This window comes from Streptomyces sp. 63XJN7_1_ISO-PGPR-S23-121, from assembly GCF_056173025.1.
The window spans coordinates 3,242,033-3,264,351 of record NZ_CM149653.1; the positions used below are offsets into that span (position 1 = coordinate 3,242,033).

23 protein-coding genes are annotated in these 22,319 nt (G+C 73.6%); 9 read left to right on the top strand and 14 right to left on the bottom strand.

Annotated elements, in window-relative coordinates:
• Positions 1-9: 9 nt before the first annotated feature.
• Positions 10-1,281, bottom strand: a complete 1,272-nt coding sequence (locus AC0VYN_RS14050) for an FUSC family protein (RefSeq protein ID WP_475536267.1) — start codon at positions 1,279-1,281, stop codon at positions 10-12.
• Positions 1,282-1,402: 121 nt separating this feature from the next.
• On the bottom strand, positions 1,403-1,897 hold the full coding sequence (locus tag AC0VYN_RS14055) for an FBP domain-containing protein (RefSeq protein ID WP_475536268.1): 495 nt from the start codon (positions 1,895-1,897) through the stop codon (positions 1,403-1,405).
• Between the two features lie 226 nt (positions 1,898-2,123).
• Here AC0VYN_RS14055 and AC0VYN_RS14060 point away from each other — a divergent pair, with 226 nt between their 5' ends.
• Together AC0VYN_RS14060 and AC0VYN_RS14065 are read left to right on the top strand one after the other, a co-directional pair.
• Entirely contained in the window at positions 2,124-3,413 is a 1,290-nt protein-coding gene (locus tag AC0VYN_RS14060; RefSeq protein WP_475536269.1) for an ROK family transcriptional regulator, read from the top strand.
• A 74-nt stretch (positions 3,414-3,487) separates the two neighbouring features.
• Positions 3,488-3,787 carry a hypothetical protein gene (locus AC0VYN_RS14065; protein WP_475536270.1) on the top strand — a complete coding sequence of 100 codons (300 nt, stop codon included), beginning with the start codon at positions 3,488-3,490 and terminating at the stop codon, positions 3,785-3,787.
• 71 nt (positions 3,788-3,858) lie between these two features.
• On the opposite strand, the gene AC0VYN_RS14070 is transcribed toward AC0VYN_RS14065, so the two are convergent.
• The 4 genes from AC0VYN_RS14070 to AC0VYN_RS14085 all read right to left on the bottom strand — a co-directional run bounded on the left by AC0VYN_RS14070 (position 3,859) and on the right by AC0VYN_RS14085 (position 8,268).
• The gene (locus tag AC0VYN_RS14070) at positions 3,859-4,890 is read right to left on the bottom strand and encodes an SDR family oxidoreductase (RefSeq protein WP_475536271.1); all 1,032 of its coding nucleotides are present in this window, start codon (positions 4,888-4,890) and stop codon (positions 3,859-3,861) included.
• A 287-nt stretch (positions 4,891-5,177) separates the two neighbouring features.
• Entirely contained in the window at positions 5,178-6,488 is a 1,311-nt protein-coding gene (locus tag AC0VYN_RS14075; protein WP_475536272.1) for an FUSC family protein, read from the bottom strand.
• A 40-nt stretch (positions 6,489-6,528) separates the two neighbouring features.
• Positions 6,529-7,185 carry an HAD family hydrolase gene (locus AC0VYN_RS14080; RefSeq protein WP_475536273.1) on the bottom strand — a complete coding sequence of 219 codons (657 nt, stop codon included), beginning with the start codon at positions 7,183-7,185 and terminating at the stop codon, positions 6,529-6,531.
• Between the two features lie 45 nt (positions 7,186-7,230).
• Positions 7,231-8,268 carry a PHP domain-containing protein gene (locus AC0VYN_RS14085; RefSeq protein WP_475536274.1) on the bottom strand — a complete coding sequence of 346 codons (1,038 nt, stop codon included), beginning with the start codon at positions 8,266-8,268 and terminating at the stop codon, positions 7,231-7,233.
• Between the two features lie 136 nt (positions 8,269-8,404).
• Between AC0VYN_RS14085 and AC0VYN_RS14090 the strand changes: the two genes are divergently transcribed.
• The 3 genes from AC0VYN_RS14090 (at position 8,405) to AC0VYN_RS14100 (ending at position 10,714) form a co-directional block, all read left to right on the top strand.
• Positions 8,405-9,214 carry an SDR family oxidoreductase gene (locus tag AC0VYN_RS14090; RefSeq protein ID WP_386920696.1) on the top strand — a complete coding sequence of 270 codons (810 nt, stop codon included), beginning with the start codon at positions 8,405-8,407 and terminating at the stop codon, positions 9,212-9,214.
• Positions 9,215-9,302: 88 nt separating this feature from the next.
• Entirely contained in the window at positions 9,303-9,569 is a 267-nt protein-coding gene (locus AC0VYN_RS14095; RefSeq protein ID WP_475536275.1) for a hypothetical protein, read from the top strand.
• Positions 9,570-9,610: 41 nt separating this feature from the next.
• Positions 9,611-10,714, top strand: a complete 1,104-nt coding sequence (locus AC0VYN_RS14100; protein WP_475536276.1) for an ABC transporter substrate-binding protein — start codon at positions 9,611-9,613, stop codon at positions 10,712-10,714.
• A 45-nt stretch (positions 10,715-10,759) separates the two neighbouring features.
• On the opposite strand, the gene AC0VYN_RS14105 is transcribed toward AC0VYN_RS14100, so the two are convergent.
• The 4 genes from AC0VYN_RS14105 to otr(A) all read right to left on the bottom strand — a co-directional run bounded on the left by AC0VYN_RS14105 (position 10,760) and on the right by otr(A) (position 15,469).
• Complete coding sequence (locus tag AC0VYN_RS14105; RefSeq protein ID WP_475536277.1) at positions 10,760-12,007, bottom strand: RICIN domain-containing protein; 1,248 nt, start codon at positions 12,005-12,007, stop codon at positions 10,760-10,762.
• 149 nt (positions 12,008-12,156) lie between these two features.
• On the bottom strand, positions 12,157-12,696 hold the full coding sequence (locus AC0VYN_RS14110) for a VanZ family protein (protein WP_385459316.1): 540 nt from the start codon (positions 12,694-12,696) through the stop codon (positions 12,157-12,159).
• A 117-nt stretch (positions 12,697-12,813) separates the two neighbouring features.
• Positions 12,814-13,476 carry a DUF4230 domain-containing protein gene (locus tag AC0VYN_RS14115; RefSeq protein ID WP_475536278.1) on the bottom strand — a complete coding sequence of 221 codons (663 nt, stop codon included), beginning with the start codon at positions 13,474-13,476 and terminating at the stop codon, positions 12,814-12,816.
• Between the two features lie 109 nt (positions 13,477-13,585).
• Entirely contained in the window at positions 13,586-15,469 is a 1,884-nt protein-coding gene (gene otr(A) / locus AC0VYN_RS14120; RefSeq protein ID WP_475536279.1) for a tetracycline resistance ribosomal protection protein Otr(A), read from the bottom strand.
• Between the two features lie 191 nt (positions 15,470-15,660).
• Here otr(A) and AC0VYN_RS14125 point away from each other — a divergent pair, with 191 nt between their 5' ends.
• Positions 15,661-16,614, top strand: coding sequence for a ribose-phosphate diphosphokinase (locus tag AC0VYN_RS14125; protein WP_475536280.1), 954 nt, complete (start codon positions 15,661-15,663; stop codon positions 16,612-16,614).
• Here AC0VYN_RS14125 and AC0VYN_RS14130 read toward each other — a convergent pair.
• Together AC0VYN_RS14130 and AC0VYN_RS14135 are read right to left on the bottom strand one after the other, a co-directional pair.
• A complete protein-coding gene (locus AC0VYN_RS14130) occupies positions 16,580-16,966 on the bottom strand; it encodes an anti-sigma factor antagonist (protein ID WP_475536281.1) in 387 nt (128 codons plus the stop codon). The genes AC0VYN_RS14125 and AC0VYN_RS14130 overlap by 35 nt on opposite strands.
• Positions 16,967-17,091: 125 nt before the next feature.
• Positions 17,092-18,042 (bottom strand): NADP-dependent oxidoreductase, encoded by a 951-nt coding sequence (locus tag AC0VYN_RS14135; protein ID WP_475536282.1) that lies wholly within the window; start codon positions 18,040-18,042, stop codon positions 17,092-17,094.
• A 71-nt stretch (positions 18,043-18,113) separates the two neighbouring features.
• Between AC0VYN_RS14135 and AC0VYN_RS14140 the strand changes: the two genes are divergently transcribed.
• Positions 18,114-19,082, top strand: coding sequence for a GlxA family transcriptional regulator (locus AC0VYN_RS14140; RefSeq protein WP_475536283.1), 969 nt, complete (start codon positions 18,114-18,116; stop codon positions 19,080-19,082).
• A gap of 175 nt (positions 19,083-19,257) precedes the next feature.
• A complete protein-coding gene (locus AC0VYN_RS14145) occupies positions 19,258-19,653 on the top strand; it encodes a VOC family protein (RefSeq protein WP_475536284.1) in 396 nt (131 codons plus the stop codon).
• A 63-nt stretch (positions 19,654-19,716) separates the two neighbouring features.
• Here the strand turns inward: AC0VYN_RS14145 and AC0VYN_RS14150 are convergent, their stop codons facing one another.
• Positions 19,717-20,019, bottom strand: a complete 303-nt coding sequence (locus AC0VYN_RS14150) for a DUF4235 domain-containing protein (protein WP_475536285.1) — start codon at positions 20,017-20,019, stop codon at positions 19,717-19,719.
• A gap of 58 nt (positions 20,020-20,077) precedes the next feature.
• Positions 20,078-21,103 (bottom strand): glutathione S-transferase family protein, encoded by a 1,026-nt coding sequence (locus tag AC0VYN_RS14155; RefSeq protein WP_475536286.1) that lies wholly within the window; start codon positions 21,101-21,103, stop codon positions 20,078-20,080.
• Positions 21,104-21,330: 227 nt separating this feature from the next.
• Between AC0VYN_RS14155 and AC0VYN_RS14160 the strand changes: the two genes are divergently transcribed.
• Positions 21,331-22,257 (top strand): cation diffusion facilitator family transporter, encoded by a 927-nt coding sequence (locus AC0VYN_RS14160; RefSeq protein WP_475536882.1) that lies wholly within the window; start codon positions 21,331-21,333, stop codon positions 22,255-22,257.
• Positions 22,258-22,319: the final 62 nt, after the last annotated feature.

Consider the following 22,319-nt stretch of genomic DNA (forward strand, 5'->3'; position numbering starts at 1 on the left):
CCGTGTCTGTCATGAAGAACGATGCCCGGCGGCGCCCCGGTTCCGCCGCAGCCGCGTCACCTTGCGCGCACGGTCCCACATCCTGGTCAGTCGCGGGCGGCGCTCGCGCTGCTCACGCGTGTGGCGGTCCAGCTCCTCCAGCAGCCTGCGCGAGCGGTGCTCGGTGTCCATCTCGTCGATGATGCGGTTGACCTCGGTCAGCACCGCCCCCTGCAGCTGCCAGTTCCGGGCGCCGCGCTGGACCTCGTCCAGCAGCAGCCCGCCGAGCTTGTCCCGGGTGACCGCCGCCTGCCGCAGCTCGACGGTCAGGCGTTCCTCCGCCGACTCGGCGTTCTCGCTGACGCTGGTGGTGACCAGGACCGAGAAGCTGACCACGGCGTCGGCGATCTCGGACAGCAGCTGCTGGATGGTCGCGCCCGTCTCCGGCGCGAACAGGGGATCGGGCTCCCGTTCCTTGGCGAGGTCGGTGAAGGTGCGCGCCAGGACCCGCAGTACCACCGTGCAGATCTCCAGGGTGTCCAGGCCGGTCCGCAGCACCACCCGGTGCAGCAGCCCCTCCCGGACGCGCGGATTGAGCCGCAGGCTGTCCTCGGCCTGCCGCAGGTCCTCGTCCACCTCGGCGATGTCGTGGTCGAGACGGCGGGCCTCGTGCAGCCGGGCCGCCGCCTCGTGGAAGGGCGTGGCGCCCGCGGCCTCCTCGCCCATCCGCAGCATCAGCTGCCGCACCCGCCGGGCCAGGCCCTCGATGGACTCCCCGGCCTGCTCCACCCACACCGGAGGGGCGAAGAGCAGGTTGAAGACCAGTCCGACGACCGCCCCGATCAGCGTCTCCACCACCCGGGCCCAGGCCAGGGAGCCGTGCGAGGTCACCCCCAGCACCAGCATCGCGCTGATCGCCACCTCGGCCACGAACTCGTGCGCCCGCACCAGATGCCCGACGCCCAGCGCCGCCACGATCACCAGCGCGAGGCTCCACCAGCTCAGTCCCACCACCGCGCTGAAGACGATGGCGACCAGGACACCGGCCACCACCGCGTTCACCCGTCGGACGCTCATCTTCAGCGTGGCGTACAGGGTGACCTGGACGACCAGCAGCGCGGTCAGGGGCGCGGTGAGCGGCGCCGCCGACTTGTCGGGGGTCAGCCGCACCGCGATGACATAGGCGATCGACGCCGCGGCGGCGGAGCGCAGCGCCTGCACCACCATCGGATCCCGGTGCCACTTGGCCAGGCGCTTCGCCTCACGCGCGGCGGACGCCACGGTCTCACGTACATCAGGCATCCTCGGGCTGTTCCCCTTCCCCCGGCGCAACGAACGTATCCGGACAGACGGTAACCGGACGCACGCGGTCAAAACGGTTCCCACGCGCCTGGTTCCGCTCGATGGGCCGGGGGCCGGCGGATCAGTCGGTGATCTTCGCCAGAAAGGCCGACAGATTGCCCGTGGTGCGGGCGATCTGCTCCTCCAGGGTGAGGCTCTCCTCGAAACGGGCGCCGGTCTCCGGCGTCTTCTTCCCGCGCAGGTACAGCGAACAGGCGAGGTCGGTGCACATGTACAGGCCGACCGAGTTTCCCTCGCGGCCGGCCGGGCCCGCCTTGCGCGCGGTCATCAGCGACACGCCCCCGCGGGGATGGGTGGTCAGGCAGAGCGAGCACATGCTGCGGTGGAAGAAGCCCGGCCGGACCGGCTGGAATCGCAGGGCGACACCGACCAGGCGCCCGCCGTGCTCGGTGACCAGATAGCTGCGGTCGGGCGCTCCGGGGTCCCGCCAGCCGAGGAAGTCGAGGTCCCCCCACGGGCGCTCGTCGAGATCGCGCGGGACGGCCAGGCGCTTCGCCTCGCCCTTCGAGCAATTGATGAAACAGGCGCGGATGTCCCGCTCGGTGAGTGTTCTCATGGGAGGTCCCGGGGTGCGATCGTCGGTCGGGGGAAGAGAACCTAGGGGGCCTAGGTTTCCGCCTAGGGTAAATAGCCGGGCGGCGAACGGGCCAACGGATTTACCGGGAGCGGCGGCCGCACCAGCCGCCGCACAACAGTTCAGAGCCTGAATTAAGGAGAGAGGAAAGTCGCGGGCGGCGGGCCGGCGGAGGTATGTTGCAGGTCGGGACGGTGGGAGGAGCCACATGGCGGGGCGGAACGGGCGCACGGTGCGCGACCTCAGGCGGGCCAACCGTACGGCCGTAATGCAGCGGCTCTACTTCGACGGGCCGCTCAGCCGCTTCGAGCTGGGCCCCGCGACCGGGCTGAGCTCCGGCTCGGTCAGCAACGTCGTCGCGGACCTGGTCGGCGACGGCCTGGTGGAGGAGGCCGGCAGCGTCGACTCCGACGGCGGCAGGCCCCGCACACTGCTGCGGGTGGCCCCCGCGAGCGGCCACATGATCGGCGTGGACGTCGGCGAGACCAGAGTGCGCGTCGAGCTCTTCGACCTGACCCTCACCGAGCTCGCCCGCGCGGAACGCCCGCTGACCCAGCAGCGGTACGAGGTCGAGGTGATCGTCGACCACATCCGCGAGGGCATCGCCGAGGTGCTGACCGCCGCCCGCCTCGCGCCCGAGCGGCTGCTCGGCGTGGGCATCGGCGTCCCCGGCATCGTCGAGCACACCCCGGACCGCGGCGCCGTCGTCCACGGCCAGACCATCGGCTGGGACGCCGTGCCGCTGGAGGCCCTGCTCCGCGCCGGTTCCCCGCTGCCCGGCACCGTCCCGTACTTCATCGACAACGGCGCCAAGACCCTCGGCCAGGCCGAGATGTGGTTCGGCGCCGGACGCGGTGCCCGCAACGCGATCGTGGTGCTCTTCGGCTCCGGCGTCGGCGCCTGCCTCGTCACCCCCGAGGTGGAACACGGCCGCCCCGTCGAATGGGGACACCTCACGGTCCGGGTCAGGGGGCGCCGCTGCCGCTGCGGCGCGCTCGGCTGCCTGGAGGCCTACGCGGGCGCCGAGTCCCTGCTGGCCCGCTGGCGCGAGGAGGGCGGCCGGGTGCCCGAGGGCACCGACGAGGAGACGGCCCTGACCTCGATGCTGGCCGCCGCCTATCCACCCGGCGGCGCCGCCGCCGACCCGGTCGCGCTCGCCGTCCTGGAGGAGACCGCCGAGTACCTGGGCGCCGGCCTGTCCGACCTGATCAACCTCTTCCAGCCCGAGCGCATCCTGATCGGCGGCTGGGCCGGCCTCCAGCTCGGCACCCGCTTCCTGCCCGCCGTACGGCGCCACGCGGTGTCCTACGCGCTGCGCCATCCCGCGCAGCAGGTGACGGTCGACCTGGGACGGCTCGGCCCCGACGCGGTCACCGTCGGCGCCGCGATCCTGCCGCTGGCCGACTTCTTCGCCCGTGGCGGCAGGCGCCCCGAGCCGGCGCCCGAGAACCCCCTCCCCGCCTGGCGCACGGCCCTGGAGGAACGGGCGCCGCACTGAGGTTTCGCCGGCCGCCACGGGGGCACCCGACGTCGGCCGTACGACCCGGTAGAACCACCGGAAGGGAGAGCGCCGTGACCGACCACCGCCTCGAGGGACCGGGCGAGAACGGTGTCCCCGTGCCGCGGGACCTGCCGGACCAGCAGGCCGGCACCGGGGAGGACCCCTGGGAGGCCGCGCCCTCCCGGAAGACGCGGGAGAAGCCGGAGGACCCCGAGGACACGGACGACGCGAGGGAAGGCGGCGACGAGTCCGCGGAGTCCGGCGACACGGACGTCCCCGACACGGACGAGGCCGGGACCGGCCGCCAGGGCGCGCCGCACTCGGGCAACGTGCACCCCGAGCACCCCGTACCCGACGAGTCCTCCGGCTGACGGCACCCCGGCGACAGACGGCCGGCCGGGACGGATCCGATCCGCCCGGCCGGCCTTTCCGCGCCCTGCCGTCAGCCGGCCTTGCGCCCCCGCAACGGCTCCGTAGCCGCCCCCGCGCCCTGCTGGAAGCCGCGCAGGAACTCCTCCAGGACCTCCGTCGCGGTACGCACGGGGCGCCAGCCGAGCTCCGCCCGCGCCCGCGTGCAGTCCATGAGCGGGAGCCGCAGCACCGCATCGAACAGGTGCGGGGACGCCGGCAGCAGACGCAGTCCCCACGCGGCGGCGATCGCCGTGCGGGCGGCCGTGCGGGGCAGCCGCACCGGCCGGGCGCCGGTCATCCCGCCCAGCAGTTCCGCGTCGACCGGCGGGTCGGCGGCCAGGTTGTACGGGCCCCGGGCGTCCTGTGTGAACACCGCCAGCCGGTAGGCGCCCGCCGCGTCGTCGGTGTGCAGTGCCTGCATCCGCAGTCCCGGGACGTCCGGCAGGAACGGCAGCAGCTCCGGACGGGCCAGCGGACCCGGCAGGTACTTGCCGCCGAAGATCCGGCGCTGCTCGCTCGCCGACTCCCGCTTGAAGAGGAAGGCCGGCCGCATCCGTACCACCCGGATGCCCGGGTGGTCGCGTTCGAAGGTGTCCAGGACCCGCTCCAGGTAGGCCTTCTCCCGGCAGTACGCCGCGTCCGGCCAGCCGTGTGTCGGCCACGACTCGTCCACGGCGTGCTCCTTCGGCCCCGGCGAGTACGCGCCGACCGACGAGGCGTGCACCAGCGTCGGCACTCCGGCCGCGGCCACCGCCTCGAAGACCCGCAGGGAGCCGAGGACGTTCGTGCGCCAGGTCGTCGCGGGATCGTGCGTCGGCTGGAACGCCCACGCCAGATGGATCACGGCGTCGGCGCCGGCGAGGAGACCGGCCGCGTCGGCCCGCTCGGAGGCCAGGTCGACGGCGGCCCACTCCGTCTTCGGCGGCGACCACTCGGGGATCCGCCGGGCCAGTCCCAGGACTGACCCGACCCGTGGGTCCTCCGAGAGGAGTCTCACCACGCTGGTGCCCACGTTGCCGGTGGCGCCCGTGACCACGATCCTGCTGCCCGTCGTACTGCTCACCTTCCGCTCCTCCCGTCCGCCTGCCAGGTCGGGAGCCACGGGTACCCCGCCCTGCCGCGGGCAAAGAAGAGCCCCGACCGGACGGGGGGATCACGGTCGGGGCGGTATGCGGGGCACGGACGGCGGTCGCCTCTCGGCGGAAGGCTCCACAGGGCTTCAGCCGAACGATCGTCCCTGTGGGCCATAGATGAGGCCCGGGGACACTGTCCCATCCGTACCCACGCACTCTTCAACGGCGCACACCCTCCCGGTGTTCCACCGTCTGTCGTGTTTTGGGGTGATCCGCGTCACTGGTCCACGGGCTCGGGATCGATCTCGGCCCAGAGGTTCTCGGCCTGGAGCAGCAGCGCGCCCAGCACCGACGCCTGCGCGGCGCCCTGGCCGGCGTGTTCCCGCAGTCCGTCCTGCAACTGCCGGTGCAGCTCCTCCATCGTCTCCTCCGTCGCCTCGGTCGCCTCCCCGGCGTCCGTCGCGTCCCGCGTGTCCCGCCCGCCCCGTGCGTCCCCCGGGCGGGGGTCCGTGAGACCGGCCAGCCGGTCGGCCTCCACGTGGCAGGAGTCGCCGATCAGCTTCAGCAGGCGCGCGTACAGGCCGAGGACCGGGCCCTCGGGCGGGGCGGGGGTGCGGTTCTCGTCGGCCGCCACGGACAGCGTCCGGGTGAGCGACGTGATGTTCCCGGTGACCCGGGTCCACCGCTGGTCCTCCTTCTCGGGCGGCGCCGGGGGCGGTGCCCGGTGCAGCACCCGCAGCGGGCCGTGGGTCAGCCGCAGGCTCTCCTGACTCCAGGACCGGGCCGACGCGAGCGCCTGCACACGCCGCTGCAGCCGTACGGCCTCGCCGGTCCAGCCGGCCGCGGTCTGCGCGTCCCACTCGTTCTCCCGCAGATCGGCCGCGACGGTGTGCAGGACGTCGCCCGCCTCCCGGGCCAGCGCCGCGAGGTTCTCCCGGACGTCCCGCAGGTGGATCGGCGGCAGTACGAACGCGTTCACCGCGATGCCCACGATCGCGCCGAGCGCCGCCTGCGCCACCCGGTGCCCGACCGCCGACGCGGAGACCGGGGTTCCCGCGGCCAGGACGAACACCGCCGTGGTGGCCGCGTAGACGCCCTGCTGACCGAAGCGCGGCCAGTTCCCGAGCAGCATCAGCAACGGCAGGGACAGCGCCAGCGCGCCCGTGTTGTCATCGGTGACCGCCTGGGCCACGGAGGCCACCAGCGACCCGAGGCAGATCGCCCCGAACTGCTGCCCGGCCTGGCGTACGGAGCTGTAGACGGTGGCCTGGACGAGCACCACCGCCACCCAGGGGGCCATCAGCGCCATCGGGTCGTCGAGCCAGACGCCCGCCACGGCCCAGGCGAGCAGGCCCGCTCCCGCCGCCTTCAGCGACTGGACCACCAGGTCGCGTTCCCGGCCGGGGCCCCGCCCGGCGGCCAGGACGGCCTGCCCGACGGCAGCGGCCTCGCGCCGTACCCGGTGCACCGGCCGCGCTCCGCGGAGCGCCTGCGCCAGGGCGGTCCGCCACCGTCCCCGGCGTCCCGTGCCGCCCTTCCCGTCGTCGTCCCCGGCCGTTCGCCGGGTGTCGCGTTCCACGTCCGTCATACGCGTCGTACGGTGCCGTGCTTCCCCATGACCGGGCGGCTCATGCCAGCGGGCTGTTCGCGAGCGAGGCCAGCAGGTGGGCCGGGTCCGCGTACACCGCTCCCGCGCCCGCCTCCTCCAGGTCGGCGCGCGGCAGCCCGCCGCACAGCACGCCCACGCACCGCACTCCGGCACGGCTGCCCGCGCGCATGTCCCACACCGTGTCGCCGACGAACACCGCCCGCTCGGCCGGCGCCCCGGCGAGCTCCAGGGCGTGCTCCACCGGCTCGGGCGCCGGCTTGCCCGCGTCGACGTCGTCGGCGCTCGCCGTGGCGGTGATCGCGTCGTCCGCGTCGATGGCCCGCCGCAGCGCGCCCAGCTCCGCGCCGCCCGCCGAGGTGGCGAGGACGACCGTCCAGCCGTCGCCCGCCAGGCGCCGCAGCAGTTCCCCCGCCCCCGGCAGCGCCGGCAGCCGGTCGAAGTACTGCCCGTACAGCGCCTTGTGGGCGGCGCTCAGCTCCGCGTCCCGGTCCTTGTCCCGGTCGTCGCCCAGCAGGTGGCCGATGAGGTCGGTGGAGGCCAGGCCCACCGCCCGGTGGACGGCGTGCATCGGCACCCGGTGGCCCGCCTGCCGGAAGGCCTCCCACCAGGTGACCACGTGCAGATGATTGGTGTCGACGAGGGTTCCGTCGACGTCGAACACGGCCGCCCGTTCCATGCACCGTTCCCTTCTTCTCGCTGTGTGAGTCCGGCGGGTACCACGTCAGCCGCCCGCCACTCCGGCCGGTACCCTGCCCTCCCGCGTCCAGGCCAGCAGCGCGTCCAGCGACCAGGTCGTCACCACCCGCTCGGCGGGCACCCCGCACTCCTCGGCCCGCGCGCATCCGTGGACCTGCCAGTCCAGCTGTCCGGGCGCGTGCGCGTCGGTGTCGACCGAGAACAGCACGCCCGCCTCCACCGCCCGGCGCAGCAGCCGCCGCGGCGGATCGAGCCGCTCCGGCCTGCTGTTGATCTCCACGGCGGTACCGGACTCCGCACAGGCGGCGAACACGGCGTCCGCGTCGAACTGCGACTCCGGCCGCCCCCGCCCGGTCACCAGCCGCCCGGTGCAGTGCCCGAGGACGTCCGCGTGCGGGTCGCGGACGGCGGCCACCATGCGGCGGGTCATCGCGCGGGCGTCCATCCGCAGCTTGGAGTGCACGGACACCACCACGACGTCCAGCCGCTCCAGCAGCTCCGGTTCCTGGTCCAGCGAGCCGTCGTCGAGGATGTCGCACTCGATGCCGGTCAGCAGCCGGAACGGCGCCCACGTTTCGTTCAGCTCCGCCACCACGTCGAGCTGCTCGCGCAGCCGCTCCGGGGACAGGCCGCGGGCAACCGTCAGCCGGGGCGAGTGGTCGGTCAGCGCCGCCCACTCGTGTCCGAGCGCCGCCGCGGCCCGCCCCATCTCCTCGATCGGGCTGCCGCCGTCCGACCAGTCGGAGTGCAGATGGCAGTCGCCGCGCAGCCTGGCCAGCAGCTCCTCGCCCCCTTCCGCGAGCGGGGACCGCGCCTCGCCCTCCAGCTTCTCCAGGTAGCCGGGCACCTGCCCGGCCAGCGCCTCCCGCGCCACCTGCGCCGTCTTCGGCCCGACCCCCTTGAGGGACTCAAGCGAACCGGCCTCCGCCCGCTCGCGCAGCTCGGCGGCGGGCAGCCCGCCGAGCACCCGGGCCGCGGTGCGGAAGGCCCGGACACGGTAGGTCGGCTCCTGCGACCGCTCCAGCAGGAAGGCGATCCGGTCCAGCGCCTCGACGGGGTCCATCGGCACCTCCTCCTCGGGTACCTCCAGGGTTCCCCGGCGGGCCGGGGACCGCACGGCGGCTCCGGCGGTTTGCCCGCGCGGCCCCCGGGTACTGCGATGCCCCGGTACACCGTCCGCACCGACGAGGAGGCCCGTCGTGCCCCGTCCCACGCCGACCGACACCAGGGTGGCCGTCGTCACCGGTTCCGACTCGGGGATCGGCCGCGCCACCGCCGTACGCCTGGCCGAGGCGGGCATGGACATCGGCATCACCTGGCACACCGACGAGAAGGGCGCCGAGCGGACCGCCGAGGAGGTCCGGGCGCTGGGCCGCCGCGCCGAGGTCGCCCACGTGGACCTGACCCGGCTGCCCGGGGCCGCGGACACGGTGGACGCGCTGTGCGAACGGCTCGGCCGGATCGACGTCCTGGTCAACAACGCCGGTACGGGCACCGCCACGCCCTTCCTGGACTTGGGACTCGACGACCTGCGCCACGTCCTGGACGTCGACCTGGCCGGGCCCTTCCTGTGCGGACAGAACGCGGCCCGGCGCATGATCCGTCAGGGCGACGGCGGCCGGATCGTCAACGTGACGTCCGTGCACGAGCACCAGCCGCGGGTGGGCGCGGCACCGTACTGCGCGGCCAAGGGCGGCCTCGGCCTGCTCACCCAGGTCATGGCGATCGAGCTGGCCGAACACGGCATCACCGTGAACGCGGTGGCCCCGGGCGAGATCGCCACCCCGATGACCGGCCAGGAGGACACCGATCCGCGGGCCGAACGCCGCCCCGGCGTGCCGCTCGGCCGGCCCGGAGACGCCCGCGAGGTCGCCGCAGTCATCGCCTTCCTCGCCGGACCCGAGGCCTCGTACGTCACCGGCGCGTCCTGGAGCGTGGACGGCGGCATGCTCCGCATGGGCCCGATGGCCGGATCGCACCTGACGGGCGACGACTGGCGCCGCCCCTGAGCGGGAGGTGACGGCCGCCCCGCCCGCAGGGGTCCCGAGGACGCGGTCACGAGGCGCCGCTTCCCTGGTTGCGGCCTACCCTCGATGCATGACCGAAATCGCGAGCCCGCACATCGGCAGTCCGCGGATCCTCGTGCTCGGGGTGCAGCCGGGCACGCCGCCGTTCCGGATCGTGGAGATCGACGGACAGGTGGTCGGAGAGGCGACGACCGTCATCGACGTCCTGGAGGCCGCCGCCGCCTTCGGCATCAGGGTCCACGACCTCGACGACCCCGACGTGGTCCGCTGGGTGGGCGGGGACAAGTTCACCTGGACGCCGCGGTGGCCCGCGCCGGACCGGACGACGGACGGATAATCGGTTGCCCGCCGGCGACACCGGCGGATGCACTGTGCCGCATGGTCACCCAGGCGCGCCCGTCGCGGCGGCTCCAGGAGAACGTACGGATCGGGGCTCTCGTCCCGCTCACTCCGCCCGGCTGGACCGAGGCGGGCCGGCACCTGCTCGCCGGACTCGAACTGGCCGTGGGCGAGGTCAACGAGGCCGGCGGGATCCTCGGACGACCGCTCGAACTGCTCGTCCGGGACACCGCGGCCGATCCGGACAGGGCCGCGGCGGCCGTGGAGGAACTGGCGGTCCTGGGCGTGGCCGCCCTGGCGGGGGAGTACCACAGCGTCGCCGCCCGTGCCGCGGCCGGCAGGGCCGACGCCCTCGGTGTGCCGTTCCTGTGCTCGTCGGCGGTCCTCGACGCGCTCACCGACCGGCCGACTGACCGGGTCGCGCGCCTCGCCCCGGCACAGTCCCGCGGCTGGCGGCTCTACGCGGACTTCCTCCGCGGGGCGGGGCACGGCCGGATCGCCGTCGCGGCCCAGCCGAGCGTCTACTGGGCGTCGGGGACCCGCATCCTGCGGGACCACCTCGCCCCGAGCGGTGGCACGGTCGTCGAACTCGACCTGAGCGCGCTGGACCCCGCGGACGTGTGCGAAGAGATCGCCGCACACCGCGCCACGGCTCTCCTGCTGCTGGCCGGTCACCCGGAGCCCGCGGTGTCGGTCGTCCGGGCCGTCCGTCGCGACCGGCGCCTCGCCGGGGTCCTCGTCGGAGCTCCCGCCGGGCAGCCGGAGTTCGCCGGGTGGACGGCGGCGCTGGGCGAGGACGGCACCGCGGTCCCGTTCCTGCGCTACCTGCCCGAGCGCCTCGGCCCGCTCGGGGCACGCGTCGAGTCGGCGCTGCGCGAGCGGCTGGCCGAGGCACCCTCGTTCGTCGCCCTCGAGGGGTACGACGCGGTCGTCGTCCTCGCCGAAGCGCTGCGCGCCCAGGGCGCGGACCGGGCGGGCACGGCGGCGGCCTGGCCGCGGGTCGCGGTCGAGGGCACCCGAGGGCCGATCCGGTTCTCCCGCACGCCGGGCATCGACGTCTGGCAGTGGACGTGGCCGCCCGTCCAGGTCGTCGACCGGGATCCGGCGGAACCCGGCCGCTTCAGGATCCTCCACGCCGGCTGAGAGCGCCGGGGACCCGCGTGCGGACCCCCGGCTCCCGTCCTCGGGTCAGCCGACCGTCCACTTCTGGTTGGCGCCGCCCGTGCAGGTCCAGATCTGCAGCCGGGTGCCGTTGGCCGAGCTGTTGCCGGTGACGTCGAGGCACTTGTCGGCCTGCGGGTTGACGATGTCGCGCGCGCCGGTGACGACCCACCGCTGGGCGGCGCTGCCGTTGCAGTCCCACAGCTGGACGACCGTGCCGTCCGCGGTGCCGCCGGCGTTGACGTCCAGGCACTTGCCGAGCGCCCGGACCGTGCCGTCGGATCCCACCGTCCACCGCTGGGCGGCGGTGCCGTTGCAGTCGTAGAGCTGCACCGGGGTGCCGTTGGCGGTGTTCGCGGCGGCGACGTCCACGCACTTGCCGGCCAGGCCGCGGATCGCGCCGCCGTTCGCCGAGTCGCTCGTGGTCACCGACACGTGGTCCACCACGAGGGTCTGCGGGAAGGCCGTGGAGCCGTCCGGGTCGCCGGGCCAGTAACCGCCGACCGCCAGGTTGAGGATCAGGAAGAAGGGCTTGTTGAACACCCACTGCCTGCCGCCGAGATCGGCCGGCGTGCGCCGCTGGTAGACGTTGCCGTCCACGGACCAGGTGATCGAGTCGGGGGCCCAGTCGACGGCGAAGGTGTGGAAGCCGTCCGCGAAGGCCTGGCCGCCCGGCAGGGTGTAGCCGGCGCCGATGCCGCCCGAACCGGAGTAGCCGGGGCCGTGGATGGTGCCGTGCACGGTGGAGGGCTCGAAGCCGACGTTCTCCATGATGTCGATCTCGCCCGAGTCGGGCCAGTTGACCGGTGTGCCGAGCATCCAGAAGGCCGGCCACATGCCCTGCCCGCGCGGCACCTTCATCCGCGCCTCGACGTGCCCGTACTGCGCGGTGAACTTCCCGGAGGTGTTGAGCCGGGCCGAGGTGTACTGGCAGGTGCCGTACCAGCACTGGTAGTTGGCCGGGTTCTCCTTGCGGGCCGTGATGACCAGGTGCCCCTGGCCGTCCAGGGCCGCGTTCCTGGTGCCGGAGGTGTAGTACTGCCGTTCGTGGTTGTTGACGTTGTCGCCGGTCTCGGTCTGCCACTTGGAGGAGTCGACGGCCGCACCGGCCGGGCCGTCGAAGGTGTCCGAGAAGGTCACGGCGGCGGCCGCGCTGCCGGCGGCCGCGGCCCTGTCGGGCCGGGCCTCGGCGGAGCCGGTGACGAGCGAGGCGGCCAGTCCGGCGGACAGGGCTGCGGCGAGGAGACATCTGCGGAGCAGGGGTGGGCGGGCCACGGCTCTCCCTTTCGTGCGGCGCCCCGTCACGGGGCGCCGGCAGAGGTGGGGGGTAAGGGTGTCGCCTCTTGATTTAAGGAGTGAGGTAAGGGTCCGTCAATACTTTGGTACGGACCACCTGAACCCGTTCCGGGAGAAGCCCGCCCCGCTCAGTCGCGGGGCCGGCGCGCGTGCACGGCGCGGCTGGTCCGCCGCCCCAGCAGCAGATAACCGATCAGCGCGCCCGTGCTGTTGAGGATCACGTCGTCGATGTCGAAGGCCCGCCCGGTGATCAGGGCACCCTGCGCGAACTCCACCAGCAGCATCACGAAGGCGGTCAGCAGCAGCACCCGCAGCACCCCGCGTGTGCGCGGGGCGATCACCGGAACCAGGACGCCGAAGGGCACGCCCAGCAGCAGGTTGCCGCCGATCTGCTTGACGGCGTCGCGCAGCGCGGGCTGGTCGAGGTAGGCCCGCAGGGAGCGCCCCGGATGCATGTTGGTGTGCGTCAGCGCCTCCGAGGCGGGGGAGGGGTTCAGGGTCAGCCGGGCCAGTACGGCCGCGAACGCCACCATGAACAGGAACGCCAGCGTCATCGCCAGCAGGCGCAGCGGGAGGGCGAGCGGGCGCCGTTCGCTCCGGTCGGTGTCCCGCGCCTTGGCGGTGCGGGGGCGCGTCAGGAAACTCGGTCGTGATACGGCGCGAGCCATGAGGTCCTCCAGTAGTCAACGTCCCCGCGTGATGAGGCGGTTACCCGCGATGTGGCCGTGGATGCCGGGGCGTTTTCCGGCCCGGCCGGGGGGCCGCCCCGGCGCCGCCGGAAGCGCTCAGGAGCCGTAGGTCACCCGTACCTCCTCGAAGCCGAGGGAGCGCAGCAGGCCCTGGAGCATCGCCGTGGTGTTGCCCTCGGCGCGCGCGGTCAGCTCGCTGTCCTTCGCAGCCTCGCCGATGTGCCGGGCGGCGAGCTTCTGCACCGCCTGCTCGCCGTTCGGGTTGTCCGAGAACAGGTCGCCGAGACGGTCGAGGAGACCGCGCTGCTTGGAGACGGCGTACGAGTGCTCGGGGTCGAGGGCCGGTTTGCCGAGCGCGGCGTGCGGCAGCCGCAGCGTGGCCGAGGTGCGCTCGTCGTTCACCGTCACGTCGTCCTCGCCCACCTGGCCGAGGTCGACGTAGGCGTCGACGGTGCCGGCCCCGACGTACAGGGTGCGGCTGCCGCGGATCGCGTCGGGCAGGAACTTGGTGTCCTTCTCCAGGTCCACGACGACCTGGAAGGAACCGGAGGCGGCCTCGTAACGGCTGATGTCCTGGATGGACTTCAGCAGCGCGGGTCCCGAACGGTCGTGGGTCTCGGAACCGAACAGGTCCTTGAGGCCCGGCACGATGCTCAGCCGCAGTCCCGCGAACAGCACGACGAGCACCAGCACGATCGCGCTCAGCGCCTTGGCCCAGCCGGGCATCCGCCCGGGGAGGTGCCTGATGGGAGTCGTCATGGTGAAGGCCCTCCTTCCTACTGTCCGCCTGCCCCTCATCTCCCGTGCCAGACCGTGCAGTTGGAGATGAGGCGGCGGCGTGCGGGCGGACGGGAGGCGCGGCCGGCGGTCAGTGCGGTGGTTTCAGCGGCCGGTCCTGCGACGGGCGGGAGGACCACACCGCCTCCCCGCGCGTGAGCCCCGGCAGGCGCAGTTCGGCCTCCCGTACCCGCCGGGCCGGCAGTTCGCCGGAGATCAGCCAGGCGGGGTCGCCCCCCGTCGTCCCGGTGAAGTCCGCCCCCAGCGCGGCGAGCTGCGCGGTCACGGGCGCCAGCGCGTCCGGCGGCACCTCGGCCTCGAACGCGTGATACGGCTCGTAGAGGCGCGTTCCCGCCTGCCGCAGGGCCCTCCGCAGGACGATCGGGGTCAGTCCGCGGAAGTCGGCGGCCGTGCTGAGCGGGGAGCTGAAACCGGAGCGGATCAGCGTCACCCGGTAGTCGGTCACCGCCACGCCGGCCGGTCCGGTCAGCAGCGTGGCGTGGACCGTCTCCTCCACGGCCTGGTGGAAGGCGCGGGGGAGGGCGCCGAGTTCCGTCTCGTACCCGAACACCCCGCCCGAGCCGCGCGGCCCCGGCTCGACGCGCAGCCCGATCGTCGCCCAGTAGCGGGTGTGGTCGTGCCACGGCATCTCGTCGACGGCCTCACCGGTGCCGGCCGGGCGCTCCAGGAACCGGACGCGCCCCGGCGAGAACTCCGCCTCGATGCCGAACTCCCCGGCCAGGGTCGCCGCGAGGACCTCCATCTGCACCTCGCCGTACAGCAGCAGAGCGGTGGCCCCGGACTCCGCCGGGCGGGCGTGCAGCAGCGGGTCCTGGTCGGCGAGGGCGAGCAGCGCCGACCGCAGCCGCGCCGCCTGCTCGGGACGCCGGGCCCGGACGAGGGTCTCCAGGGTCGGCGGTGCGAACTGCGGCGCACGGCCGGTGACGGGGCCGAGCCGGTCGCCGACGCGCAGGGCGGCCGGACCCGACAGGGCGGCGATGTTCCCGGCGGTGAGCGTCCCGGCCCCGCCGATCACCTCCAGGCGCGTCACCCGGCCGCGGACCTCGCCGGTCCGGCCGTCGGACTCGCGCCGCAGGAAGGTCAGCCGCTGGCGCGGGCGCACCTCGCCGTCGTACAGCCGCAGATACGCCGTCCGCTCGCCGCCCGGTCCGGGGCGGACGGCGAACACCGTGCCGCGCGGTGGCACCGGACCGGCCGCCGGTGAACGGGCGGGGACCAGCCGGACCAGGCCCTCGGCCAGCTCCGCGACGCCCTGGCCGCCGAGCGCCGAGCCGAAGTACAGCGGATGGCACGAGCCGTCGGCGGTCCGGGCGGCGAGCGCGGCGCGCACCTCGCCGGCGGTCGGCTCCGGACCGTCCACGACCGCCGCCAGCATGCCCGGGTCCACCTCGGCGAGCACCTCGGCGGCACGGGCGCGCACCGGCGGGTCCGTCAGACGGCAGGGCCGGACGCGGGCACCGGCACCGCCGAGCCCGGCGGCCACCTCCGTCAGGGGCACCACGTGCGGAGTCAGCCGGTGCCGGATGCCGTCGAGCAGCTCCTCGGCGCGGGCACCGGACCGGTCGATCTTGTTGACGAAGAGGAGCGTGGGCAGCCGCAGCCGCCGCAGGGTCCGCATCAGCACCCGCGTCCGCGCCTGGACGCCCTCCACGGCGGACAGCAGCAGCACCGCGCCGTCGAGGACCTCCAGGGCGCGCTCGACCTCGGCCACGAAGTCGGAGTGCCCCGGGGTGTCGATCAGGTTGACCTGGGTGTCGCCGACGGTGAACGCGGCGACCGCGGAGCGGATGGTGATGCCGCGCCGGCGCTCGATCTCGCCGTCGTCCGTACGGGTGTCGCCGGCGTCTACGCTGCCGAGCCGGTCGACGGCCCCGTGGTCGAAGAGCAGCCGTTCGGTGAGGCTGGTCTTACCGGCGTCGACGTGGGCCAGGATTCCGATGTTCAAAGTGCGCATGCGGGGATGAGTCCTCGAGAACCGTGGGCCGGAAGGGGCACTGGGCGATGTCGAGGAGTCGGCGCATGCGAGGGATCCTGACCTGAGGGAACACGGACGGGCGTCATCATGACGCCCGCCCCCGGGTACGCCGCAACCGGATTTCCGTAAGCTGAGGTTCCGGCCGGACAGGATCACGCGAGGAGCGGTCCGTGCGAGACGTCGCCGTGTTCAGCGGTAGTGCCCACCCCGAGCTGGCCGAGGAGGTCTGCGCGCATCTGGGTGTGCCCCTCAGCCCCGTCCGGGTCAGCCGGTTCGCCAACGACTGTCTGGAGGTGCAGCTGCGGGCCAACTGCCGGGAGCGGGACGTCTTCCTGGTCCAGCCGCTGGTCAAGCCGGTGCAGGAGCACCTGGTCGAGCTGCTGCTGATGTGCGACGCGGCCCGCGGGGCGTCGGCCGGGCGCATCACCGTCGTCCTGCCGCACTACTCCTACGCCCGCTCCGACAAGAAGGACGCGCCGCGCATCTCGCTCGGCGGACGTCTGGTCGCCGACCTGCTGGTGGCGGCGGGCGCCGGCCGGGTCCTCGCCATGACCCTGCACGCGCCCCAGGTGCACGGCTTCTTCGCGGTCCCGGTCGACCACCTGCACGCGCTGCGCGAACTGGCCGCGCACTTCCGCCGGTACGACCTGACCCGCACGACGGTGGTCTCGCCCGACCTCGGCAACGCCAAGGAGGCCGCCGCGTTCGCGCGCATGCTCGGTGCCCGGGTCGCGGCGGGCGCCAAGCAGCGGCACGCCGACGACCGGGTCACCATCAGCACCGTGATCGGGGACGTCGCAGGGCGCGACGTCATCGTGCTCGACGACGAGATCGCGGGCGGCAGCACCATGCTCGAACTCCTCGGCCGGCTGCGGGAGCAGGGGCCGCGCACGATCCGGCTCGCCTGCACGCACGGGCTGTTCGCGGCCGGTGCGCTCGGCCGGCTCAGCGAGCAGCCCGACGTGCTGGAGATCGTGTGCACCAACACGGTGCCGGTGCCGGCCGGCGACCGCACGGAGAAGCTGCGGATCCTGTCCATCGCCCCCGCGCTGGCCGAGGCCGTGCGCCGCATCCACAACGGTGAGTCGGTCAGCGCCCTGTTCGACGCCCCGGCGACGGACTGACGCCGAGCACCTCCGCCAGGGTCGGCCGCGGGGGCAGCAACCGGGCGAGTCCGGTGATCCGCAGCATGCGCAGCGTCAGGGGATGGGTGCACACCAGGTGCACCTGGCCGTCCCGGTCGAGCACCCGGTGCCTGGCCCGGTACAGCAGCCGCAGCCCCGAGCAGTCGAAGAACTCGACCCCGCCGAGATCGAGCACGATCCGGGCGCCCGGGCGCCCCGTCTCCCGGTCCAGGTGCGGGAGGATCTCGGCGGCCGACGCGATGTCGATCTCGCCGAGGAACTCCAGCACCGTGTGCCCCCGGTCGCGGCGGACGCGCAGATGCCTGGTGAGCGACGCGGAATCCTGTCGCACGACGACAATGCCTCCAGCCTGCTCCGGGGGCCCAACTGCCCAAGCTCAATCGAAAGTTACCCCGAACGAGCGTGTTTGAGCATGTTCAATTGACATATGTCAGCGAACTCTCACAGCGCGGCCCGTCAGTCGACCACGAGAACCAGCTTGCCCGTCGTACGGCCCGTCTCGCCGAGCTCGTGGGCCCGTGCCGCGTCGGCCAGCGGGAACGTCCGCTCGACCGAGGCCCGCAGTGCGCCCGACTCGACCAGCCCGGCGATCTCCCGCATGTCGGCCCGGTCCGCGTCGACGAGCATCCGCACCGCCCGCACGCCGAGCCGCTCGGCCTCCTGGTGGAACTCGTCCGAACCGACCGGCAGGATCGACACCACGATCCCGCCCGGCCGCAGCACGCGCAGGGACCGCAGTGAGGTCTCGCCGCCGATCGTGTCCAGCACGACGTCGACGTCCTTCACGGCCTCGGTGATGTCCGTCTCCCGGTAGTCCACCGTCTCGTCCGCGCCGAGGGAACGCAGGAACTCGTGCTTGCCCGCGCTCGCCGTGCCGATCACGTGCGCGCCCCGGGCCTTGGCGATCTGCACCGCCACATGGCCCACGCCGCCGGCCGCCGCGTGGATCAGCACCCGCTGCCCCTGCCGCAGGCCGGCCCGCTCCACCAGGGCCTGCCACGCCGTCAGCGACACCAGCGGCAGCGCGCCGGCCTGGACGTGGTCGATCCCTGCGGGCTTGTGGGTGAAGGTGCGGGCCGGGGCGGTGACGTACTCGGCGTGGGAGCCGTGGCCGAACGGGTACGACAGCATGCCGAAGACCTCGTCGCCGGGCCGGAACGCGGCGACGCCGATCCCCACCGCCTCCACCACGCCCGAGACGTCCCAGCCCAGGACGAACGGGGGTTCGCCGAGGAAGCCGCCGTTCGCCCGGTGCTTCCAGTCGGTCGGATTCACTCCGGCGGCCCGCACCCGCACCAGCACCTCGTTGGGGCGCGCTTCGGGACGTTCCAGCCGTACCTCGCGCAGCACGTCGGGACCGCCGAGGGTGTCCTGGCTGATGGCTCGCATCGTTTTCACATCGCTCATGGTGACCCAGCCTGCCGCTCGCCGCCCTCCAGGGAAATGGCATGATTGCCACGCTCCGATAGAATCGTGCCATGAGGCAGAGGAACCGCCCCGCCGGGCGGACGGAACGAGTCGTGGTGCTGGCCCTCGACGGCGCGTACCCCTTCGAGCTGGGCATCCCCAGCAGGATCCTCGGCGCCGCCGACGGCCGTTACGAGGTGCTCACCTGCACCGTGGACGGCCGTCCGGTGCGCACCGACGCGGACTTCACCGTCACCGCCGACCACGGACCCGAGATCCTGGACTCGGCCGACACGGTGGTCGTCCCCGCCGTCTCGCCCTCCCTGGTCACCGGCGAACCGGCCCCCGAGGTCACCGCCGCCCTCGCGCGCATCCGCCCCGACGCCCGCATCGTCTCCATCTGCACCGGGGCCTTCGTGCTGGCCGCCGCCGGGCTCCTCGACGGCCGGCGGGCGACCACCCACTGGCAGCTCGCCGACCGGTTCCGGCACCTCTTCCCGCACATCCCCCTCGACCCGGACGTCCTCTTCGTGGCCGACGGACGCGTCATCACCTCGGCGGGCGCGGCCTCCGGCGTCGACGTCTGCCTCCACCTCGTGCGCGAGGACCACGGCAGCGAACTGGCCAACGCGGTCGCCCGCCGCTGTGTGGTCCCGCCCTTCCGGGACGGCGGACAGGCGCAGTACATCGAACAGCCGGTGCCCGAGCAGGGCGCCGCGAGCACGGCGGCGACCCGGGCCTGGGCCCTGGACCACCTCGGCGAGCCCCTGACGCTGGCCCGCCTGGCCGCGCACGCCCGGATGAGCCTGCGCACCTTCGCCCGGCGCTTCCACGACGAGGTGGGCATCAGCCCCGGCCGCTGGCTGACCCAGCAGCGCGTCGCCCGGGCCCGGCATCTGCTCGAGTCCAGCGACCTTCCGGTGGACCGGATCGCCGGCCAGGTCGGCTTCGCCACGGGAGCCTCGCTGCGTCAGCACCTGCACGCGGCGATCGGGGTCTCGCCCCAGGTGTACCGCCGGACGTTCCAGTCCACGCGCTGAGCGGTCGAGGTCACAGGCCGGGTGGGGCGACGGAGGGCCCATTGTGACGCCTCGTCAGAAAGGCGCCTCGGCACCGGCGTTGCCCGTGGCCGACTGATTCCGCCGGGCCGGGATATGCGCAAGGAAGAGGGCCGCGGGACACGGCGTCCCGTGCCCGGGATCCTTCGGAGGAGACATGGCACTGGTCAACGCGGGCGTCGTGGTGCTCGACTGCGCGGAACCCGAGAAGCTCGCCGAGTTCTACAAGGAGCTGCTGGGCGCGGAGGAGACCGACGTGTCCGCCAACCGCATCGACATCGAGGCACCCGGCGGCTTCCGCATGGGCTTCCGGCGGGACGTCAACGCGACCCCGCCGAGCTGGCCCCGCCCCGAGAACTCCCTCCAGGCCCACCTGGACTTCGTGGTGGAGGACCTGGACGAGGCCGAGCGCGGGGTCGTGGGGCTCGGCGGGCGTCCGCTGGAGGCGAAGGACGCGGCGGGCCCGCACGAGGAACGCGGCTTCTCCGACCCGGCGGGCCACTCCTTCACCCTGCGCCGCAGTACGCAGCCGACGGCACCCAAGCAGGGCTGAGGCCCCACGGCCCGGGTGCCGTCGGCGCGGCGGGTGCGGCGCGGCGGCCGGACTTCCGTCCGGTCAGTCCCGTCCGCTCTTGTCGCCCACGGGCCAGACACCCGTCGAGCGCTCGATCGCCTTGGCGCCCGTCCGGTCCACGGCACTGCGCACCACGGCGAAGATGGCGCCCTGGACCGCCGCGGCCAGGAGGATCTCGCCCCAGCCGCGGTCCGGGTCCAGGGCGTCGGGCGCGTCGTCCTCGTGCCGGATCACCTTCCACGTCTTCTGGAAGGCCATTCCGGCCAGCGCGCCGCCCGCCCAGCCCAGCACGAAGCCGACGGGCTTGTACGCGAGGGGGAGCTTCTGCTTCTTCTTCTTGCCCACGTGGGTCTCCTTCTCGTTTCGCTTGTGACATCGGGACGTGACGAGCACGGCCCGCGGGTCAGGGCCTGCCGCGCTCCGGTACCTCCTCGCCGGCGGGCACCGGCCCGGGCGGCGTGCCGTCGCCGAACGGGCGGCCGCCCAGCTCCTGCCGGTGGTGCGGCGTGAGCCAGCCGGACAGGTCCGGGCCCAGCGGCACGATGCCGGTCGGATTGATGCCGGTGTGGACCTGGTAGTAGTGGCGCTTGATGTGGTCGAAGTCCACGGTGTCGCCGAAGCCGGGCGTCTGGAACAGGTCGCGGACGTAGGCCCACAGCACCGGGCTCTCCGTCAGCTTCCAGCGGTTGCACTTGAAGTGGCCGTGATAGACGGCGTCGAAACGTACCAGCGTGGTGAACAGCCGGATGTCCGCCTCCGTGATCGTGTCCCCGACCAGGTAGCGCTGCCGCTCCAGCCGGGGGACCAACTGCTCCAGCCGGCGGAACACGCCCGAGCACGCGGCCTCGTACTCGTCCTGGCCGGTGGCGAAGCCCGCCCGGTACACGCCGTTGTTGACGTCCTGGTAGACGCCGGCCATCACCTCGTCGATCTCGTCGCGCAGGGCGTGCGGATACAGGTCGGGTGCCCCCGGCCGGTGCAGGGACGTCCACTCGGTGGCGAGATCCAGGGTGATCTGCTGGTAGTCGTTGGTCACCAGCCTCCCGCTGGGCACGTCGACGACCGCCGGCACACTCACCCCGCCCGGATAGCCGGTCTCCCGCCTGTCGTACGCCTCGCTGAGGAAGCGGATGCCGAGGACCGGGTCACGGCCGTCCGGGTCCAGGGTGAACCGCCAGCTGCGGTCGTCCTGGACCGGATCGGCGACCGCCAGGGACAGGGCGTCCTCCAGGCCGAGCAGCCGCCGGGACACCAGGGCCCGGCTCGCCCACGGACAGGCGCGGCTGACCACCAGCCGGTACCGGCCGGCCTCCACCGGCCAGCCGTCCCGGCCGTCCGCCGTGATCCGGTCGGCGAAGTGGCTCCTGGACCGCTTGAACGCCTTCCTGCCGTAACCGCTGTTGCCGGGCGTCCCGTCGTCGCCGCTCATGGGACGTACCTCCCTGTCGTCGGTGGGCCCTGGTAACGCGTTCCCCGTTTTCCGCCGTCGGCACTGGTGAGCCACCCACAAGGCGGGTGTGAGCCGGGCCGGCAGGGGGCAGTCGGCGAAACGTGAGCCGGACAACCTCGAACACGACAGCGAACGGGCGGACCGACGGAGAGGCGGACGACGGGACCGGAGGCAAGGCCGCCGGCAAGGAGGACCGCAGGACGCGGATCACCGTGCTGGTGGCCCTGGCGGCCAACCTGGTGATCGCGGTCGCCAAGACGGTCGGCGGATTCCTCGCGGGGTCCCCCGCGCTGCTGTCGGAGGCGGCGCACTCGGTGGCGGACAGCCTGAACGAGGTCTTCCTCCTCGCCGCACTGCGCCGCAGCCGGCGCCCCGCCGACAGCCGCCACCCCTTCGGATACGGCAAGGAACGCTTCTTCTGGTCCCTGCTGGCCGCCGTGGGCATCTTCGTCATGGGCGGCTGCTTCTCGTTCTTCCAGGGCGTCGAGGCCCTCCGGACGGGCGCGGAGGAGACGCTCGGCGGCTACGTGGCCGGGCTGATCGTGCTCGGCGTGGCCCTGCTCGCCGAGGGCGCCTCGCTGCTGCGGGCGCTGCACCAGGTACGCGCGCAGGGCGGGGTCGCCGCCGGGCTGCGCGACCCGGCCCTGCGCACGGTCGTCGCCGAGGACGGCACCGCCGTGCTCGGCGTCACCCTCGCCATGATCGGCATGGCCCTGCACATGGTCACCGGACAGGTCGTGTGGGAGGCCTGCGCCTCGCTCGCCATCGGCGCGCTGCTCGTCTTCGTGGCCTACCGGCTGGGCCGCGAGGCCCGCGACCAGCTGATCGGAGAGGCCGCGGATCCGGAGGCGAGCGGCCGCATCCGCGCGCTGCTCCGGGCACAGCCGGAGATCGACAGTGTCGAGGCGCTGTTCACGATGAAGACGGGCCTCGACTCCGCGCTGGTGGCCGCCCGCATCGACCTGGTGCCCGGCCTGGACAGCGAGCGGGTGGAGGAGGTGTCCATGCGCATCAAGAGGTCCATCGCGCGGACCGTCCCCGAGGCCCGGCAGATCTTCCTCGACGTCACCGACCGGCCCGCGCGGGAGGCAGCGGAAAGCCCCGCCGCGACGGGGGAGCACGGCGGGGCCTGATTTTCGTGTGCCCGGCCGCGGCCGGGCCATGCCCACGGACCCGGGACTTCCTCGCCCGGACC

What these genes read in the sequence shown, in the direction of transcription:
- AC0VYN_RS14135 (WP_475536282.1), bottom strand. Translation starts at nt 18,042, where the DNA reads ATGAGCGATGTGAAAACGATGCGAGCCATCAGCCAGGACACCCTCGGC.
- AC0VYN_RS14050 (WP_475536267.1), bottom strand. Translation starts at nt 1,281, where the DNA reads ATGCCTGATGTACGTGAGACCGTGGCGTCCGCCGCGCGTGAGGCGAAG.
- AC0VYN_RS14075 (WP_475536272.1), bottom strand. Translation starts at nt 6,488, where the DNA reads ATGACGGACGTGGAACGCGACACCCGGCGAACGGCCGGGGACGACGAC.
- AC0VYN_RS14140 (WP_475536283.1), top strand. Translation starts at nt 18,114, where the DNA reads ATGAGGCAGAGGAACCGCCCCGCCGGGCGGACGGAACGAGTCGTGGTG.
- AC0VYN_RS14115 (WP_475536278.1), bottom strand. Translation starts at nt 13,476, where the DNA reads ATGACGACTCCCATCAGGCACCTCCCCGGGCGGATGCCCGGCTGGGCC.
- AC0VYN_RS14080 (WP_475536273.1), bottom strand. Translation starts at nt 7,185, where the DNA reads ATGGAACGGGCGGCCGTGTTCGACGTCGACGGAACCCTCGTCGACACC.
- AC0VYN_RS14095 (WP_475536275.1), top strand. Translation starts at nt 9,303, where the DNA reads ATGACCGAAATCGCGAGCCCGCACATCGGCAGTCCGCGGATCCTCGTG.
- AC0VYN_RS14155 (WP_475536286.1), bottom strand. Translation starts at nt 21,103, where the DNA reads ATGAGCGGCGACGACGGGACGCCCGGCAACAGCGGTTACGGCAGGAAG.
- AC0VYN_RS14145 (WP_475536284.1), top strand. Translation starts at nt 19,258, where the DNA reads ATGGCACTGGTCAACGCGGGCGTCGTGGTGCTCGACTGCGCGGAACCC.
- AC0VYN_RS14055 (WP_475536268.1), bottom strand. Translation starts at nt 1,897, where the DNA reads ATGAGAACACTCACCGAGCGGGACATCCGCGCCTGTTTCATCAATTGC.
- AC0VYN_RS14060 (WP_475536269.1), top strand. Translation starts at nt 2,124, where the DNA reads ATGGCGGGGCGGAACGGGCGCACGGTGCGCGACCTCAGGCGGGCCAAC.
- AC0VYN_RS14085 (WP_475536274.1), bottom strand. Translation starts at nt 8,268, where the DNA reads ATGGACCCCGTCGAGGCGCTGGACCGGATCGCCTTCCTGCTGGAGCGG.
- AC0VYN_RS14110 (WP_385459316.1), bottom strand. Translation starts at nt 12,696, where the DNA reads ATGGCTCGCGCCGTATCACGACCGAGTTTCCTGACGCGCCCCCGCACC.
- AC0VYN_RS14100 (WP_475536276.1), top strand. Translation starts at nt 9,611, where the DNA reads ATGGTCACCCAGGCGCGCCCGTCGCGGCGGCTCCAGGAGAACGTACGG.